The sequence below is a fragment of the Thalassococcus arenae genome (assembly GCF_019104745.1).
GTDB lineage: Bacteria > Pseudomonadota > Alphaproteobacteria > Rhodobacterales > Rhodobacteraceae > Thalassococcus_B > Thalassococcus_B arenae.
In genome coordinates this window covers 1,061,498-1,077,053 of sequence record NZ_JAHRWL010000001.1, presented here as the reverse complement: position 1 = coordinate 1,077,053, position 15,556 = coordinate 1,061,498, and the positions used below count along the sequence as shown (strand labels likewise).

The following is a 15,556-nucleotide window of genomic DNA, read 5'->3' as shown; positions in this document are numbered from 1 at the left end:
GCGCGCGTCATGCCGGGCGCGTCGAAGCCTGCCGCAGCACGTCCAGATAGCCGGGTGCGACCGTCATCCGGTCGCCCAGCCCCTTGGCCTTCAGCATCGCGTGCAAGCGGGGCAGGTTGTGGGCGGGGATGTGCATCACCAGGTGGTGCTCGAGGTGGTAATTGACCCAGTAGGGCGCCAGCAGCAACCGCTCCAGCGGGCTGGCCAGCGTCGTGCGGGTATTGCGGAAAGGGTCGTCCGAAAACGCCACCGCGCCATGTTCGGCGATGTTGCGCACGCGCAGGACCAGCTGGAACCAGGTCAGCAGCGGCAGCACCCAGAAGGCCAGCCAGAACCACCAGGCACCGATCGCCCAGAACAGCGCAAGGATCACCGCGTTGGCGACGATGGCCTTGCCCAGTACCGGGCCGGAAAACGCCTGGGCCAGGTCCTGCGCCGAAGGCTGCCCTTCGACCTCGCCCGCCATCCTGAAGGCAAAGGCGATCTGCTGGGCGCGCTGCTTGATCCCGGTCTGGCCGGTGATGTCGCGGATCAGCTTGCGCCGCAGCGACGCGCGGGTGGTAGGAAAGGGTTTCGACAGGCGCAGGTCGGGGTCTCGGTCGGATTGCGTATAGCGGTGGTGGGTCAGGTGGTACCGCCGGTATTCCGGCAGGTCCGCCAGGATCGGGCGCCCGCACAACCAGTCGCCGGCGAATTCGTTCATCCAGCGCGTCTTGAACAGTGCGTTATGCGCGGCTTCGTGCATCAGGATCGCCAGGCCCAGCTGCCGCGAGCCGATCACCACCACGGCCAGCAGGAATGTCAGCGGGTTCGGCCACAGCGCGAACAGCGCCACCGATCCCAGGATCAGCCCCCAGCAATGCACCACCAGCCAAGCGCCCCAAAGGTCCGAGCGCGCCGAAAGGCTGCGGATTTCATCAGAGGTCAGAAAGGCTTTGCCGGGTGTCATGCCGCATTTTACCACATCACGCGCGGCTGGCGATGCAGAACCGACGATCCGCTTCATCTGGCGAATAATATCCCGGGGGAGCCGCCGCTTGCGGCGGCGGGGGCAGAGCCCCCGAAAACGCGAGACGCTTGTGCCCTCCCCGCCCCTTCGCTATTCCCGATCCAACGCATTTCCGGGAGAAGCCAGCATGCTCAAGCGCCCCTTCGACAAGTCCAAACTGCCCAGCCGCCACGTGACCGAGGGCCCCGCGCGGGCACCGCACCGGTCCTACTATTACGCGATGGGCATGACCGAAGAAGAGATCCACCAGCCGCTGGTCGGCGTGGCCACCTGCTGGAACGAGGCCGCGCCCTGCAACATCGCGCTGAACCGGCAGGCGCAGGCGGTCAAGATGGGGGTCAAGCAGGCCTTCGGCACCCCGCGCGAATTCACGACGATCACCGTGACCGACGGTATCGCGATGGGGCACGAAGGCATGCGCTCGTCGCTGGCCTCGCGCGAGGCGATCGCCGACACCGTCGAACTGACGATGCGCGGCCATTGCTACGACGCGATCGTCGGCCTGGCGGGTTGCGACAAGTCGCTGCCGGGCATGATGATGGCCATGGTGCGCCTGAACGTGCCGTCTGTCTTCATCTATGGCGGGTCGATTCTGCCGGGGCGGCTGAACGGCCAGGATGTCACCGTGCAGGACGTGTTCGAAGCGGTGGGCAAGCACCAGGCCGGGAACTACACCGATGCCGAGCTGGAAATTCTCGAACGCGTGGCCTGCCCGTCGGCCGGTGCCTGCGGCGGCCAGTTCACAGCCAACACCATGGCCTGCGTGTCCGAAGCGATCGGCCTGGCCCTGCCCAATTCGTCGGGAGCGCCGGCACCTTACGAAAGCCGCGACGCCTATGGCGAAGCATCCGGCCGTGCCGTGATGGACCTGCTGGAAAAGCGCATCCGCGCCCGCGATGTCGTCACCCGCAAATCGCTTGAGAACGCCGCCCGCGTGGTGGCCTGCACCGGCGGTTCGACCAATGCCGGGCTGCACCTTCCCGCCATCGCGCACGAGGCCGGGATCGACTTCTTCCTCGACGATGTCTGCGAGATCTTCCGCGACACCCCCTATTTCGTCGATCTCAAGCCCGGCGGCCAATACGTGGCCAAGGACTTGTACGAACAGGGCGGCGTGCCGGTCGTGATGAAGGAACTGCGCAAGGCGGGTCTGATCCACGAGGATTGCATCACCGCCACCGGTAACACCATCGGCGAGGAACTGGACAAGATCACCCGCGAAGCCGACGGCCGTGTGATCTATCCCATCGAAAAGCCGATCACCAAGACCGGCGGTGTCGTCGGTCTGAAAGGCAACCTCGCTCCGCAAGGCGCCATCGTGAAGGTCGCCGGCATGACCGAGGACGAACAGCGCTTCACCGGTCCGGCGCGTGTCTTCGAATGCGAGGAAGACGCCTTCGAGGCGGTCAAGAGCCGCGCCTACAAGGAAGGCGAGGTGATCGTCATCCGCAACGAGGGCCCCGCCGGCGGCCCCGGCATGCGCGAGATGCTGGCCACCACGGCGGCGCTGTCCGGCCAGGGCATGGGCAAGAAGGTGGCGCTGATCACCGATGGCCGCTTTTCCGGCGCGACGCGTGGCTTCTGCGTTGGCCATGTCGGCCCCGAAGCCGCGCATGGCGGCCCCATCGCGTTGCTGCGCGACGGCGACATGATCACCCTCGACGCGATCAAGGGCGAACTGTCGGTCGCCCTGTCGGACGAGGAACTGGCCGCCCGCAAGGCGGAATGGAAAGGCCCACGCGACACGATCTATGCCTCGGGCGCGCTGTGGAAATACGCCCAGCTTGTCGGCGAGACCTACAAGGGCGCGGTCACCCATCCCGGCGCCGAGGCAGAAAAGCATGTCTACGCGGATCTCTGAACGATGCGGGTTGCGGTCGCGGGCGCGCTGATCGGCATCGGACTGGGGCTCGGCGCCTGCGCCGAGCTGCCCGAGACCGCCACGCCGCCGCAACTCGCCGCTTCAGGCCCCGCAAGCGGCGGCCTGGCCGGCCTGTTCGAACGCAAACCGGCCGCCGATGACCGTGCGCGGTCCATCGCATTGAAACCGCTCGAGCAGGCCAGCCTGCTGGGTGGCGACGTGGTGGTGGCCGGTCCTCCGGGCTATTGCGTCGACCAGCGCACGCTGACCAGCCGCGGTGGACGCGGTTTCGCGATGATCGCCAGCTGCAATATCCTGTCGCGCGGTCAGACCGGCGACATCGTGGCGCCGGCTGTCGTGACGGTGACGGCGGGCGGGCGCGGCGCGGTGCAGGATTTGCCCAGCCCCGAAACCATCGCCGCAGAGCTTGGCGCCCCGCTGATCGGCCGATACGACCGTGACGGCGTGCGTCTCGCGCATCTGGCGACAGGGGGTGATGCGCTGTTTCCCGATGGCGACCCCCGGCACTGGCGCGGCGCCTTCGTGCAGGGCGATCGCATCGTCGGACTGGCCCTCTATGCGCCGAAAGGGCATCCGATCCTGTCGGGCGACAGCGGCGGCACGCTGTTGCGCGCGGTTCGCGCCCGGATCGCCGCATTGAGCAAGGGTTCGAGCGACCAGGACGCATCAACCGAAACGCGGTAGACCGGCATGTCACTCAACCGTTTATTCGGGCGTTAAGATTTGCAATAGTAAGTCAATCGCGGGGCAACGCCGCGAAGACTTGGGGCACGAGGGGCGCGGGACGCACACGAGATGGCAGGCGACAAACAGGGTTTGATCGACCGCACGATGCACGCCGCCGCGTTGCGCCGCTGGGCACGTGCGGCTCGGGCCGCAAAGGAAACCGACCTTCCCGAGCTGCGCGCGCAGCGCGCGCGCGCGCGGCGGCTGAAGACTCATCTCGACCAGTTGATCCATGTCGCCGACAACCGCCTCGCCCTGCCGGTGCTGGGCAACCAGAGCTTTCCGCGTCCGCATGATGCCGACTGGGCCTGGCGCCCGGAATTGTGGTGCGGCCCGCTGCCGGTGCCGGGTCTGAGTTCGGTGCAGTCGAAATCGATGTTGGGCAACGAGGTGACGCTGTTCCACGACTGCGCGCATTCCGAGATCACGCTCCGCCAGCTGCGCAACATGCGCGAAGCGGATCTGGCCGCCTTCGGCCTGCGGCTGGACGTGTTCAAGTTCGACGGCTCCTACCTGTCGCTGGCGGTCGATCTGCCCGAAATCGCGAGCCAGGGGCTGAAGCGCAAGCATCTGATCCGGCTGAACACCATCCTGGAGATGGAAAAGCGCATCGAGATATTCGCGAGGCTGAACATCAAGCACGGGCCGAATACCGAACAGGTGGTTCGCGAATTGCCGCTGCACCAGGACGATGTCGTCGTGGAGTTCGACCTGGCCTATACCAAGCTGAACGAAAAACGGGTCGAACGGATGTGGCTGGACCTGATCTTCGAAGGGCCGCAGATGAACCAGATCATCCTGCGGGACCTGACCTTGAGCCGGCGCAAGCGCGCCGAGCTGTGACCATGGGGACGGGAATGAGCGCGTATCACCTGACCAAGACCCGCTTCAAGGAAGGCAGCTGGGAAGGTCTGCTGGTAACCAGGGATGCCGAGGCGCCGCCACCCGAGATCGCGGTGACCCTGCGCGACCAGTCGGTCCGGGGCGTCACGGTGACCGAAACGTCCGAACCGGGCCGTTGGGTGGTCGAAGTGCCGGTGCCGATCGAGGCCGTGGGCGACGGCGTGCAGACCTTTCTCATCCTCGACGCGGCCGCGGACAGCGTTCTTGACAGCTTTACCCTGATGGCGGGCGAGGTGCTGGATGACGACATCCGCACCGAGGTCGATCTGCTGCGCGCTGAGCTCGACATGCTGAAACGCGCCTTCCGCCGCCATTGCCTGGAAACCATGTGACCCGGGATTGACGCCTGACCGGCACCGCGCCACCCTGCGGCTCCGGTTTCCAGGAGCATTCATGTCGCCGCTGCCCAGCATCGCCTTCAAACTCAGCGCGGTGCTGCTGTTCACGATCATGGCGTCCTTCATCAAGGCGACAGCGGATGTCGTGCCGCCGGGCGAGGCGGTGTTCTTCAGATCGTTCTTTGCGCTGCCGGTCATCGTGCTGTGGCTGGCCTGGCGCGGCGATCTGGCGACCGGGCTCAGGGCCAAGCGGCCGCTGGGCCATGTCTGGCGCGGCGTGATCGGCGTGTCTTCGATGATCTGCGGTTTCGCCGCCCTGGGCCTTCTGCCGCTGCCCGAGGTCACGGCCCTGGGCTATGCCGCGCCGCTGATGACGGTGATCTTCGCCGCGTTCCTTTTGGGCGAAAGGCTGCGGGTCTTCCGCATATCGGCGGTGATCCTGGGCCTTGCGGGTGTCGCGATCGTGCTTTGGCCGCGGCTGACGCTCGACTCTGTCACCAGCTCGGCGCAGCTGGGTGTCGCGCTGGTGCTGATTTCTGCCGCCCTGCGCGCCTTGGCACAGATCCACATCCGCCGCCTGGTGCAGACCGAACAAACCTCGGCCATCGTGTTCTATTTCTCGCTGACCGCGACGCTGGCCTCTTTGCTGACGATCCCCTTCGGCTGGACCGTTCCCGACCCGGCTTCGGCGGCGATGCTGGTGGGCGCCGGGCTGATCGGGGGCGTGGCGCAGATCCTGCTGACCTCGGCCTATCGCGGTGCCGAGGCGGCGCTGCTTGCACCGTTCGATTATGCCTCGATCCTTTTCGCCATCATCATCGGATACGCCGTGTTCGACGAGGTGCCGGGCGGATCGGTGCTGACCGGCTCGGCGGTGATCGTCGCGGCTGGCATCCTGATCATCTGGCGCGAACGCCAACTGGGCCTGAAGCGCGGCAAGGCACGTCCCGGCCTGACCCCGCAGGGCTGAGCCGCTCAGAGATCAAAGGCTTCGGCCAGCCAATAGGCCGGGCGCAACAGGGCGCGGCGAAACCGCCCCAACGGGAACCGGCCCGGCGGTGCGGCCATGACGGCGGGAACGTCGTTGCGCCCCAGAACCGTTGCGGCCACCAGCTTGCCCGCATGGCTGCCCATTGCCACTCCGTTGCCGTGATAGCCAAGCGCGGCGAACAGTCCCGGATGGTCGGGCACCGGACCCACGAACGGTCTGAGTTCAGGCATCAGGCAGACCAGCCCGGACCATTCGTGGGTGATCTCCACATCCGCCCAGGCCGGAAACAGCCGCGCGAAATCGGCCCGGATCTTGTGCGAAATCGCCGCCTGCGCGCGCGGTGTGGCCCGCAGGCCGCCGCGCATCCCGAACAGGAACCGTCCATCGGGCATCAGCCGGAAATAATGCAGCAGCCTGCGGGAATCGTAAGCCATCTGTGCGCTGGTCCACCCTTGTGCCGCCTGTTCGCCTTCGCTCAGCGGCCGCGTGACGATCACGCTGGATTGCGCCGGCAGATAACGGCCGCGCAGCCAGTCGGGGATGTCTTCGGACGAATAGCCGTTGGTCGCCACGACAACGCGCCCGGCCAGCACACCCCCGGTCGGTGTGACGACCCGCCATCCCGCGCGTTCCGGCAGCACAGCGGTTGCCGGACTGCCGGCGAAAAGGCGGGCACCGGCACGCAGCGCGGCCTGTGCAAGGCCGGCGTGATACTTGCGCGGGTTCAATGCAAAGCCCAGCGGGATCGTCAGCGCGCCGTACCAATCGCCGCCCAGGCCGTGATCGCGCAGCGCGTCGCGGCCGATCAGTTGCGGCGACACGCCGTAGCCTTGCGTCTTGTCCGCGATCTGTCGGGCATCTGCCTGCATTTGCCGCCAGGCACGGGGCGCGTGGGCCAACAGGGTTTCGCCGACGGAATGCCGGTCGACCTGAATGCCGAAACGGTCGATCAGAGCTTCGACCGTCCGGATCGCGTCGATCTTCGTCGTCTTCCACCGGGCCAGCCCGTCTGCGCCGAAACGCTTGCGCAGCGCGGTGTCGCTGGCCTTCGCCCCGCCCAGGCAGCAGAACCCGCCATTGCGGCCCGATGCGCCCCAGCCGGGATGTTCCGCTTCCAGCAGGGCAACCGACGCCCCGCCCTCGGCCAGGTGCAGCGCCGCGGACAGGCCGGTATACCCGCCGCCAATGACCGCGACATCCGCGGTCATGTCCCCGTCGATACTGGGCCAATGGTCCCCAGCGACGGTGTCGGCCCACCAGCAGCGGCCCTGCGGGCCATAGGCGGCGGGCTCGTAGATCCGGATCATGCAGCCCGTTCGGCGGCCTGCATATCGCGTGCCTGGTTCACCGCCGCGCGCTTGGAAATCAGCGATGCGGTGATCACCGCCACCGTCACCAGGCCGATCATGATCGTCGAAAGCGCGTTGATCTCGGGGCTGACGCCCAGCCGAACCGCCGAAAAGATCTTGATCGGAAGGGTGGTGGCGCCGGGCCCCGAGGTGAAGGACGCGATGACCAGGTCATCCAGTGACAGGGTGAAGGCCAGCAGCCAGCCTGAAATCACCGCCGGTGCGATGATCGGCAGCGTCACCAGGCGGAACGCCTCGAACGGCGAGGCACCAAGATCCAGCGCCGCCTCTTCCAGCGACTGGTCAAAGCCGGTCAGGCGCGAGGATACAACGACCGACACGTAGCACATGGCAAAGGTGGTGTGCGCCAGCACGATGGTCAGGATTCCGCGGTCCAGGTTGATGCCGATGAAGAGCAGCAGCAGCGACAGGCCGGTGATGACCTCGGGCATGACCAGTGGCGCATAGATCATTCCCGAAAACAGCGTCCGGCCGGTAAAGCGACCGGCGCGCACCAGCACATAGGCCGCCATCGTGCCCAGCACGGTGGCCAGGGTCGAGGAAAAGAACGCCACCCGCAGCGTCACCCATGCGGCATCCAGGAACTCTTCGTTGCGGAACAGCTCGCCATACCACTTGGTCGAGAAACCGGCCCAGACGGTGACAAGCCGCGACTCGTTGAAGCTGTAGATGACCAGGATGATCATCGGCAGGTAGAGAAAGGCAAAGCCCAGCGTCAGCGACGTGGCGTTGAACCAGGAAAACCGTCTCATTGGTCCGCCTCTCTCGCGCGCTGCTCGTTCCGCTGGAACAGGATGATCGGCACGATCAGGATCAACAGCAGGATGACCGCCACCGCCGAGGCCACCGGCCAGTCGCGGTTCGAGAAGAATTCCTCCCACAACACCTTGCCGATCATCAGCGTCTGCGAGCCGCCCAGCAGCGACGGAATGACGAATTCGCCCAGGGCGGGAATGAAGACCAGGAAACACCCTGCGATGATCCCGTTGCGCGACAGCGGCACGGTGATCAGCCAGAACGCCTTGGCACGCGAACAGCCAAGGTCTTCGGCCGCCTCGATCAGCGACTCGTCCAGCTTTTCCAGCGCCGCGTAGATCGGCAGGATCATGAACGGCAGATAGGTGTAGACGATGCCGATATAGACCGCGGTGTTGGTGTTGAGGATGGTCAGCGGCGCCGAAATGATCCCCAGAGCCATCAGGAACTGGTTGAGAACCCCTTCGGTCGACAGGATGCCCATCCAGGAATAGACCCGGATCAGAAAGCTGGTCCAGAACGGCAGGATCACCAGCATCAACAGGGTCGGGCGCCATTCCGGTGCTGCGCGCGCCATGCCGTAGGCGATGGGATACCCCACCAGCAGCGTCAGCAAAGTCGAGATCGCCGCGATCTGGGCCGAACTCAGATACGCTTTCCAATACAGGTCGTCGCTGGCCAGAAAGGCGAAATTCTCGAAATCCAGCTCGGACAGGAAAGCGCGGATGCCCGCCCAGCCCTCGGACAGGTCAAGCTGCGGAAAATAGGGCGGGCGCGCCAGCGCCGTATCCGACAGCGAGATCTTGAGAACGATCAGGAACGGCACAAGGAACAGTGCCAGCAGCCAGATGTAAGGGACGGCGATCAGGATCCAGCGGCGCATCGGTCAGGTCTCGAGCACGACACCGGCGGTGTCGGTAAAGCTGACCCAGACCGCATCGTTCCAGGTGATGTCGCGCCGCGCGATCCGCCGCGTGTTGGTCATCTGCGCCTTGATCATGCCGCCGCCATCCAGTTCGACATGATAGGTCGAAAGGTTGCCCAGATAGCCGATATCGACGACCTTGCCGCGCAGCGCATTGGCGGCGTTGGGCTTGTCCTTGGCAATCGTGATCTTCTCCGGGCGCAGGGCCAGCGTGACCGGCCTGCCATCCAGTTCCGCCGCCCCGTTCGACGCGATAAGCCGGGGCTGGCCTTCGGCCCATGCAATTTCGATCCCGCCGCCGGCAATGGTGATCGACGCCGTCTGGGCGGTGCCCGAACTGGCGTCCGGTGCCGGTAGCCTGGCCTGGTCTCCGGTTTCGCGCGGGCCGAGTATCGGGCTGAGCACGGTGTCATGCAGCCATTCGCCCAGAGCGTTGGGCATCGGCTTGCGTTCGCCGCTGTCCGTTTCGGGTTCGGCGGTCTTGACGGGTGCCGCGGGTTTGCTTCCGGCGCGCTTGTAGGCGGTGCCTTCGATCAGGTTCACGTCACCGATGAAATCCGCGACGTAGCGCGAATTCGGCGCCTCGTAGATCACTTCGGGCGTGGCGACCTGCACGATCCGGCCCTCATCCATCACCGCGACCCGGCTCGCCACCGTCATCGCCTCTTCCTGGTCATGGGTGACGATCACGAAGGTCGTGCCGGTCTTTTCCTGGATGTCCATCAACTCGAACTGCGTTTCCTCGCGCAGCTTGCGGTCCAGCGCGCCCAGCGGTTCGTCCAGCAGCAGCAGCTTCGGCGCCTTGGCCAGCGACCGTGCCAGGGCCACGCGCTGGCGCTGGCCGCCGGAGATCTGGTGCGGCTTGCGATGGGCGAACTTCTCCAGCCGGGTCAGGCGCAGCATTTCGTCGACGCGGGCTGCGATGGCATCCTTGTCGCGGCTTTCGCGGCGCAGCCCGAAAGCGATGTTGTCCCAGACCGACAGGTGGGGAAAAAGCGCATAACTCTGGAACATCATGTTCACCGCACGCTTGTTCGGCGGCACCCCGTCGATGTTCTTGCCCGCCAGCTGGATATGGCCCTCGGTCGGTTCCTCGAACCCCGCCAGCATCCGCATCATCGTGGTCTTGCCGCAGCCCGATGGGCCGAGCAGGGCAAAGAACTCCTGTTCGTAGATATCCAGCGTCAGGTTGTCGATCGCGGTGAAGTCGCCGAACCGTTTGGTGACGTTCTGAAAGCGGATCAGCGGTTCGACCGACGGGTCGTTCCAGGGGGCGAATTCAGCGGAATTGACCATGGCTGGCGGTCTCCATCCTGGGCGCTGCGGAAATAACGGGGGGCGGCCGCATAGCACGACCGCCCCGCAAATGATCGGATCAGGTACCCGATTTCACCTTGGTCCACAGCCGCGTCAGGGTGCGCTGTTCCTTGGGCGGGAACGGCGTCGTGGTATACAGGCGATCCAGCGCCTCGGCATCCGGGTAGATCGCGGTATCGCCGATCACGTCCTCGACCAGGAATTCCTGCGATGCCTTGTTGCCGTTGGCGTAATAGACATAGTTCGATGCCGCCGCCATGTTCTGCGCGTCCATGATGAAATTCAGGAACACGTGCGCGGCTTCGGGGTTCGGCGCGTCCACCGGGATCGCCATCTGGTCGAACCACATCAGCGCGCCTTCCTTGGGCGCGTTATAGGCGATCTCGACCCCGTTATCGGCCTCGGCCGCACGGTCGCGCGCCTGCAGGATGTCGCCGGACCAGCCGAACGCCACGCAGATGTCACCGTTGGCCAGCGCGTTGATGTATTCCGAGCTGTGGAACTTCTGCACATAGGGGCGCACGGCCATCAGCACCTCTTCGGCCTTGGCCAGTGCCTCGTCGTCCTTCCGGTCCGGGTCAAGCCCGGAATAGGCAAGCGCGGCCGGAACGACTTCGACCGGGGCGTCGATCAGATGCACGCCGCACGTGGCCAGTTTTTCCATGTTGGCCGGATCGAAGATCATCGCCAGGCTGTTGATCGGTGCGCCTTCGCCCAGCACTTCGGTCACCTTGCCGACATTCACGCCGATCCCGGTGGTGCCCCACATGTAGTTGATCGAGTATTCGTTGCCCGGATCATAGACCGCCGTGCGCTTGGAGATGACGTCCCAGAGGTTGACCGCGTTCGGCAGCTTCGACATGTCCAGCTTCTGGAACGCGCCGGCCGATATCTGGCGCTGCAAAAAGGTGCCGGTGGGCACCACGACATCATAGCCCGAACCGCCGGCCAGCATCTTGGTTTCCAGAACCTCGTTGCTGTCGAATACGTCGTAGATCAGGTCGATCCCGGTCTCGGCTTCGAACTTTTCAAGCAGGCTTTCGTCGATATAGTCCGACCAGTTGTAGACCCGGACCTCTTCGGCGGCAGCGAAGGTCGCCGCTGTTGCGAGGACCGCAGTCATGCTCGTGAGTGGTTTCATCTCGTGCTCCCGTTGGACAGGGCCGGCGCCCTGCGTATTCGTTTTTGATCAAACATTGCCTTGTCCGGCAACTTGCGCGATGTTTCCACGCGCCGCGACCCTGTGCAAGACGCGTCGGAAAGGCGGCGGGGCAACCGGAGGCCTTCGGTGAACAAATCGGCAGCTCTTTCGACCGGATCGGGCCTTCCGGCTCATGAGACGGCCTATCGGACGCTGCGTGACCTCGTGCTTTTCGGCGCGTTGGCGCCGGGTGATTCGGTCACCATCCAGGGCTTGATCGAAGTCACCGGCCTGGGCATGACGCCGATCCGCGAGGCATTGCGCCGTCTGACTGCCGAGGGCGCCTTGAAAGCGCAAGACAACAGGCGGATCGTTGTCCCGGTTCTGGATGCCGCGGCCCTCGAAGAATTGCGCCTCGCCCGGCTCCTGCTGGAACCGCGCCTGGCCGAGAAGGCGGCAAAACGCGCCTCGCGGGATGATCTCGAGACGCTCCAGGCGACGGATGCGCGGCTCGATACCGCGATCCGCAAGGGCGATGTAGGCGGATACCTGCGCGAAAACCATGCCTTTCACCAGGGGCTGAACGCGATTGCCGATGCACCGATCCTTGCGTCACTGTCCGCGTCGCTGTGGTTGCGGTTCGGCCCCAGCTTGCGCGTCGTCTGCGGACAGACCGGGACGCGGGCGCTGCCGGACCGCCACAAGGACATCGTCGCCGCCCTGTCCGCAGCCGACGCGCAAGCTGCCGCGCAGGCGGTCGAAGAGGACATCCACCAGGGCATGGACATGATGGTTCAGTCGCTGCCGGACCTTTTGCCTTGATCCGGCGCTGTTCTTGATCGCTTCTGCCGATTCGATTGACAGCGCACAATTTGATCATATTCTCGCGCCATACCTGCCCGGAGGCCGTTTCATGTCTGTTCTTTCGCCCAATACGCCCACCGCCGAATTGCAGCGCATCGACGCCGCACACCACATGCATCCGTTCACCCACAATCAGGGATTGGCGGACAAGGGCGCGCGGGTCATCACCCGTGCGAACGGCTGCTGGCTGACCGACAGCAACGGCAACCGGATGCTGGACGGGATGGCCGGGTTGTGGTGCGTCAATGTCGGCTACGGCCGGACCGAACTGGCCGATGCGGCGCATCGCCAGATGCTGGAATTGCCGTTCTACAACACCTTTTTCCAGACCACCCACATACCGGCGCTGGCGCTGGCGCAACGCCTGGCCGAATTGGCGCCGGGCGACCTGAACCACGTGTTCTTCGCCGGATCGGGTTCCGAAGCGAACGATACAAATCTCCGCATGGTCAGGACGTATTGGTCCGAAAAGGGTCAGCCCGAGCGGCAGATCATCATCAGCCGCTGGAACGGCTATCACGGCTCGACCGTCGGGTCGGGCAGCCTGGGCGGCATGAAGGGGATGCACGAACAGGGCGGCATGCCGATCCCCGGCATCCACCATATCAACCAGCCCAACTGGTGGCTGGAAGGCGGCGACATGACGCCCGAGGAATTCGGCCTGGCCCGCGCCCGCGAGCTGGAAGAGGCGATCGAAGAGCTTGGCCCTGACAAGGTTGCCGCCTTCATCGCAGAACCGATCCAGGGCGCCGGTGGCGTCATCATCCCGCCGGAAACCTATTGGCCCGAGATCCAGCGCATCGTCGACAAATACGGCATCCTGCTGATCGCCGACGAGGTGATCTGCGCCTTCGGTCGCACCGGCAACTGGTTCGGCAGCCAAACCATGGGCATTCGTCCTCATATCATGACGATCGCCAAGGGCCTGTCCTCGGGTTACCAGCCGATCGGCGGGTCCATCGTCTGCGACGAGGTCGCCGAGGTGATCGATGCGACCGAATTCAACCACGGCTACACCTATTCCGGCCACCCGGTTGCTTGTGCCGTCGCGCTGGAAAACCTGCGCATCCTCGACGAAGAGGGTATCGTCACCAGGGTCCGCGAGGAAACCGCGCCGTATCTCAAGGAACGGTTCGAGACGCTAACCGACCACCCGATGGTGGGCGAGGCCAAGATCGTCGGCATGATGGGGTCGATCGCGCTGACACCGGACAAGGCCGCCCGCGCGCCCTTTGCCTCGGACGCCGGGACGGTGGGTTACCTGTGCCGGGAACGTTGTTTCAACAACAACCTCGTGATGCGCCACGTCTATGACCGGATGATCATTTCGCCACCGCTCATCATCAGCCGCGAAGAGATCGACACCCTGATCGAACGCGCCTGGCAGAGCCTGGACGAGACCATGGCCGAGGCCAAGGCACAGGGGTTGATGAAAGCCGGCAAACGGGGCTGAGATCAGTCGACGCGCTGCGGTGCGCCGGTGGCCATGTTGGTCCCGATATGCGGTTTCTGGGCGGCTTTCCACGCCGCCATCCCGCCACCCATATGGGCGATCCTGTCAAAGCCGGCCTCGATCGCGGCGCGTGCCACCTTTTCCGACCGGACACCCGAGCCGCAATGGAAGACGATGCGCTTGTCCGATTGGCCGGGCAGGGCCTGAGCATCGAAGAACGACATCGGCATCAGCAGCGCGCCGGGGATATGTTCGAACATGAACTCTTGCGGCGTGCGCACGTCGATCAGCACGATCTCGCGTTTTTCCAACGCGCTGGCAACCTCATCCACATCCCAGGTTTCAAATGTCGCGGTGCCGACGGTCTCGGTTTTCATGGCGCTCTCCTGTCTGCGTCGCCTCAATCTGAGCATTCGCGGCGGGCCTTGCAACCTTGTCGGCGCTCGGGTCTGGTGGGTGCGGGCCGCAACCGGCTACACCGGCCCAAAGCAGGAGCTGCACCATGTATGACCTTGCCGCTTTCGGCGCCTGGGCCGAGTTCGCCATTCGCTGGCTGCACGTGATCACCGCGATCGCCTGGATCGGTTCATCCTTTTATTTCATCGCGCTTGATCTGGGCCTGCACCGTGATCGCAACCTGGCCACCGGTGCCGATGGCGAAGAATGGCAGGTGCATGGTGGCGGGTTCTACCACGTGCAGAAATACCTTGTCGCACCCGCTTCGATGCCCGACGGGCTGGTCTGGTTCAAATGGGAAAGCTATTCGACCTGGCTGTCGGGGTTCGCCCTGTTGGCGGTGGTCTACTACCTGGGCGCCGAATTCTATCTGATCGACCCCAACGTGATGGACCTCGGCGTTTGGCAAGCCGTGGCGATTTCCATCGCGTCGCTGGCGCTTGGCTGGGTGATCTACAACACGCTGTGCAAGCTGTTCGTCGACGCCAACCAGACCGGGCTGATGCTGGCGCTGTTCGTCGTCCTGGTGGCGATGGCCTGGGGCTATACGCAGGTGTTTTCCGGCCGCGCCGCGTTGCTGCACCTGGGCGCCTTCACCGCCACGATCATGAGCGCCAATGTGTTCTTCATCATCATCCCGAACCAGAAGATCGTCGTGGCCGACCTGATCGCCGGGCGCAAACCGGATGCGAAATACGGCAAGATCGCCAAGCAGCGGTCGACCCACAACAATTACCTGACCTTGCCGGTGATCTTCCTGATGCTGTCGAACCACTATCCCCTGGCCTTCGCCAGCGACTGGAACTGGGTGATCGCCAGCCTGGTGTTCCTGATGGGCGTGACGATCCGGCATTTCTTCAATTCGATGCATGCGCGCAAGGGGATGCCGTGGTGGACCTGGGGCGCGACGGCAGCGCTGTTCCTGCTGATCGTCTGGCTGTCGACGGCACCTCTGGCGCGCGATGAGACCCGGCTGTCGTCGACCGCGCAGCGCTTTGCGCAGGCCGATGGATTTGCAGAGGTCACGGATATCGTGCTGGGCCGGTGTTCGATGTGTCACGCGGCGGAACCGGCCTGGGACGGGCTGCACTGGGCGCCCAAGGGTGTTCATCTTGAGACCGAGGCGCAGATCGCGCATCACGCGCGCGAGATATATCTGCAGTCAGGGCTGAGCCACGCGATGCCGCCAGCCAATTTGTCCTGGATGGAACAGACCGAACGCGCCGCGATCCGCGATTGGTATCGCTCGGCATCCGGTGGATGATGGGGCGCTAGGGGTCTAGCGCCGGCTTTTGACCAACGAAATCGGGCGGAACCAGGTCCGCGCGAAGGGTTCCCCGTATACGGAGACGATGGTTTCGTAGGTGATCAGTGGGACGAGCATGGTTCTGCCTCGAGACTCATAACAGTTGCCTGTGTGAAGCA

At 64.7% G+C, this 15,556-nt stretch carries 15 protein-coding genes; 8 read left to right on the top strand and 7 right to left on the bottom strand.

Annotated features, from left to right (window positions below; genetic code table 11):
- Nucleotides 1-7: 7 nt before the first annotated feature.
- Entirely contained in the window at nt 8-949 is a 942-nt protein-coding gene (locus KUH32_RS05385; protein WP_217777020.1) for a fatty acid desaturase family protein, read from the bottom strand.
- Between the two features lie 187 nt (nt 950-1,136).
- On the opposite strand from KUH32_RS05385, the gene ilvD reads away from it, so the two are divergent.
- The 5 genes from ilvD to KUH32_RS05360 all read left to right on the top strand — a co-directional run bounded on the left by ilvD (nt 1,137) and on the right by KUH32_RS05360 (nt 5,828).
- Complete coding sequence (ilvD, locus tag KUH32_RS05380; RefSeq protein ID WP_217777019.1) at nt 1,137-2,870, top strand: dihydroxy-acid dehydratase; 1,734 nt, start codon at nt 1,137-1,139, stop codon at nt 2,868-2,870.
- Between the two features lie 3 nt (nt 2,871-2,873).
- Nucleotides 2,874-3,575: a dihydroxy-acid dehydratase gene (locus KUH32_RS05375; protein ID WP_217777018.1), complete on the top strand. Its 702-nt coding sequence runs from the start codon at nt 2,874-2,876 to the stop codon at nt 3,573-3,575.
- Between the two features lie 111 nt (nt 3,576-3,686).
- Nucleotides 3,687-4,460 (top strand): DUF6478 family protein, encoded by a 774-nt coding sequence (locus tag KUH32_RS05370; RefSeq protein WP_217777017.1) that lies wholly within the window; start codon nt 3,687-3,689, stop codon nt 4,458-4,460.
- A gap of 14 nt (nt 4,461-4,474) precedes the next feature.
- A complete protein-coding gene (locus KUH32_RS05365) occupies nt 4,475-4,852 on the top strand; it encodes a hypothetical protein (protein ID WP_217777016.1) in 378 nt (125 codons plus the stop codon).
- A 61-nt stretch (nt 4,853-4,913) separates the two neighbouring features.
- Complete coding sequence (locus KUH32_RS05360) at nt 4,914-5,828, top strand: DMT family transporter (RefSeq protein ID WP_217777015.1); 915 nt, start codon at nt 4,914-4,916, stop codon at nt 5,826-5,828.
- Between the two features lie 5 nt (nt 5,829-5,833).
- Here KUH32_RS05360 and KUH32_RS05355 read toward each other — a convergent pair whose 3' ends face one another.
- The 5 genes from KUH32_RS05355 to KUH32_RS05335 all read right to left on the bottom strand — a co-directional run bounded on the left by KUH32_RS05355 (nt 5,834) and on the right by KUH32_RS05335 (nt 11,358).
- Nucleotides 5,834-7,156, bottom strand: coding sequence for an NAD(P)/FAD-dependent oxidoreductase (locus KUH32_RS05355; protein WP_217777014.1), 1,323 nt, complete (start codon nt 7,154-7,156; stop codon nt 5,834-5,836).
- Nucleotides 7,153-7,971: an ABC transporter permease gene (locus KUH32_RS05350; protein WP_217777013.1), complete on the bottom strand. Its 819-nt coding sequence runs from the start codon at nt 7,969-7,971 to the stop codon at nt 7,153-7,155. Before KUH32_RS05350 ends, KUH32_RS05355 begins: the two co-directional genes overlap by 4 nt.
- Nucleotides 7,968-8,858 (bottom strand): ABC transporter permease subunit, encoded by an 891-nt coding sequence (locus KUH32_RS05345; protein WP_217777012.1) that lies wholly within the window; start codon nt 8,856-8,858, stop codon nt 7,968-7,970. The genes KUH32_RS05350 and KUH32_RS05345 overlap by 4 nt, the downstream gene beginning before the upstream one ends.
- A gap of 3 nt (nt 8,859-8,861) precedes the next feature.
- A complete protein-coding gene (locus tag KUH32_RS05340) occupies nt 8,862-10,196 on the bottom strand; it encodes an ABC transporter ATP-binding protein (protein ID WP_217777011.1) in 1,335 nt (444 codons plus the stop codon).
- A 79-nt stretch (nt 10,197-10,275) separates the two neighbouring features.
- Nucleotides 10,276-11,358, bottom strand: coding sequence for a polyamine ABC transporter substrate-binding protein (locus KUH32_RS05335; RefSeq protein ID WP_217777010.1), 1,083 nt, complete (start codon nt 11,356-11,358; stop codon nt 10,276-10,278).
- Nucleotides 11,359-11,505: 147 nt separating this feature from the next.
- Between KUH32_RS05335 and KUH32_RS05330 the strand changes: the two genes are divergently transcribed.
- Both KUH32_RS05330 and KUH32_RS05325 read left to right on the top strand, forming a co-directional pair.
- Complete coding sequence (locus KUH32_RS05330) at nt 11,506-12,180, top strand: GntR family transcriptional regulator (RefSeq protein ID WP_217777009.1); 675 nt, start codon at nt 11,506-11,508, stop codon at nt 12,178-12,180.
- 91 nt (nt 12,181-12,271) lie between these two features.
- A complete protein-coding gene (locus KUH32_RS05325; RefSeq protein ID WP_217777008.1) occupies nt 12,272-13,675 on the top strand; it encodes an aspartate aminotransferase family protein in 1,404 nt (467 codons plus the stop codon).
- A 2-nt stretch (nt 13,676-13,677) separates the two neighbouring features.
- Here KUH32_RS05325 and KUH32_RS05320 read toward each other — a convergent pair whose 3' ends face one another.
- Complete coding sequence (locus tag KUH32_RS05320; RefSeq protein ID WP_217777007.1) at nt 13,678-14,052, bottom strand: rhodanese-like domain-containing protein; 375 nt, start codon at nt 14,050-14,052, stop codon at nt 13,678-13,680.
- A gap of 125 nt (nt 14,053-14,177) precedes the next feature.
- Here KUH32_RS05320 and KUH32_RS05315 point away from each other — a divergent pair, with 125 nt between their 5' ends.
- Complete coding sequence (locus KUH32_RS05315) at nt 14,178-15,395, top strand: urate hydroxylase PuuD (RefSeq protein WP_217777006.1); 1,218 nt, start codon at nt 14,178-14,180, stop codon at nt 15,393-15,395.
- Nucleotides 15,396-15,556: the final 161 nt, after the last annotated feature.

Coding starts and splice junctions, on each gene's coding strand:
- KUH32_RS05385 (WP_217777020.1), bottom strand. CDS start 949: ATGACACCCGGCAAAGCCTTTCTGACCTCTGATGAAATCCGCAGCCTT.
- ilvD (WP_217777019.1), top strand. CDS start 1,137: ATGCTCAAGCGCCCCTTCGACAAGTCCAAACTGCCCAGCCGCCACGTG.
- KUH32_RS05375 (WP_217777018.1), top strand. CDS start 2,874: ATGCGGGTTGCGGTCGCGGGCGCGCTGATCGGCATCGGACTGGGGCTC.
- KUH32_RS05370 (WP_217777017.1), top strand. CDS start 3,687: ATGGCAGGCGACAAACAGGGTTTGATCGACCGCACGATGCACGCCGCC.
- KUH32_RS05365 (WP_217777016.1), top strand. CDS start 4,475: ATGAGCGCGTATCACCTGACCAAGACCCGCTTCAAGGAAGGCAGCTGG.
- KUH32_RS05360 (WP_217777015.1), top strand. CDS start 4,914: ATGTCGCCGCTGCCCAGCATCGCCTTCAAACTCAGCGCGGTGCTGCTG.
- KUH32_RS05355 (WP_217777014.1), bottom strand. CDS start 7,156: ATGATCCGGATCTACGAGCCCGCCGCCTATGGCCCGCAGGGCCGCTGC.
- KUH32_RS05350 (WP_217777013.1), bottom strand. CDS start 7,971: ATGAGACGGTTTTCCTGGTTCAACGCCACGTCGCTGACGCTGGGCTTT.
- KUH32_RS05345 (WP_217777012.1), bottom strand. CDS start 8,858: ATGCGCCGCTGGATCCTGATCGCCGTCCCTTACATCTGGCTGCTGGCA.
- KUH32_RS05340 (WP_217777011.1), bottom strand. CDS start 10,196: ATGGTCAATTCCGCTGAATTCGCCCCCTGGAACGACCCGTCGGTCGAA.
- KUH32_RS05335 (WP_217777010.1), bottom strand. CDS start 11,358: ATGAAACCACTCACGAGCATGACTGCGGTCCTCGCAACAGCGGCGACC.
- KUH32_RS05325 (WP_217777008.1), top strand. CDS start 12,272: ATGTCTGTTCTTTCGCCCAATACGCCCACCGCCGAATTGCAGCGCATC.
- KUH32_RS05320 (WP_217777007.1), bottom strand. CDS start 14,052: ATGAAAACCGAGACCGTCGGCACCGCGACATTTGAAACCTGGGATGTG.
- KUH32_RS05315 (WP_217777006.1), top strand. CDS start 14,178: ATGTATGACCTTGCCGCTTTCGGCGCCTGGGCCGAGTTCGCCATTCGC.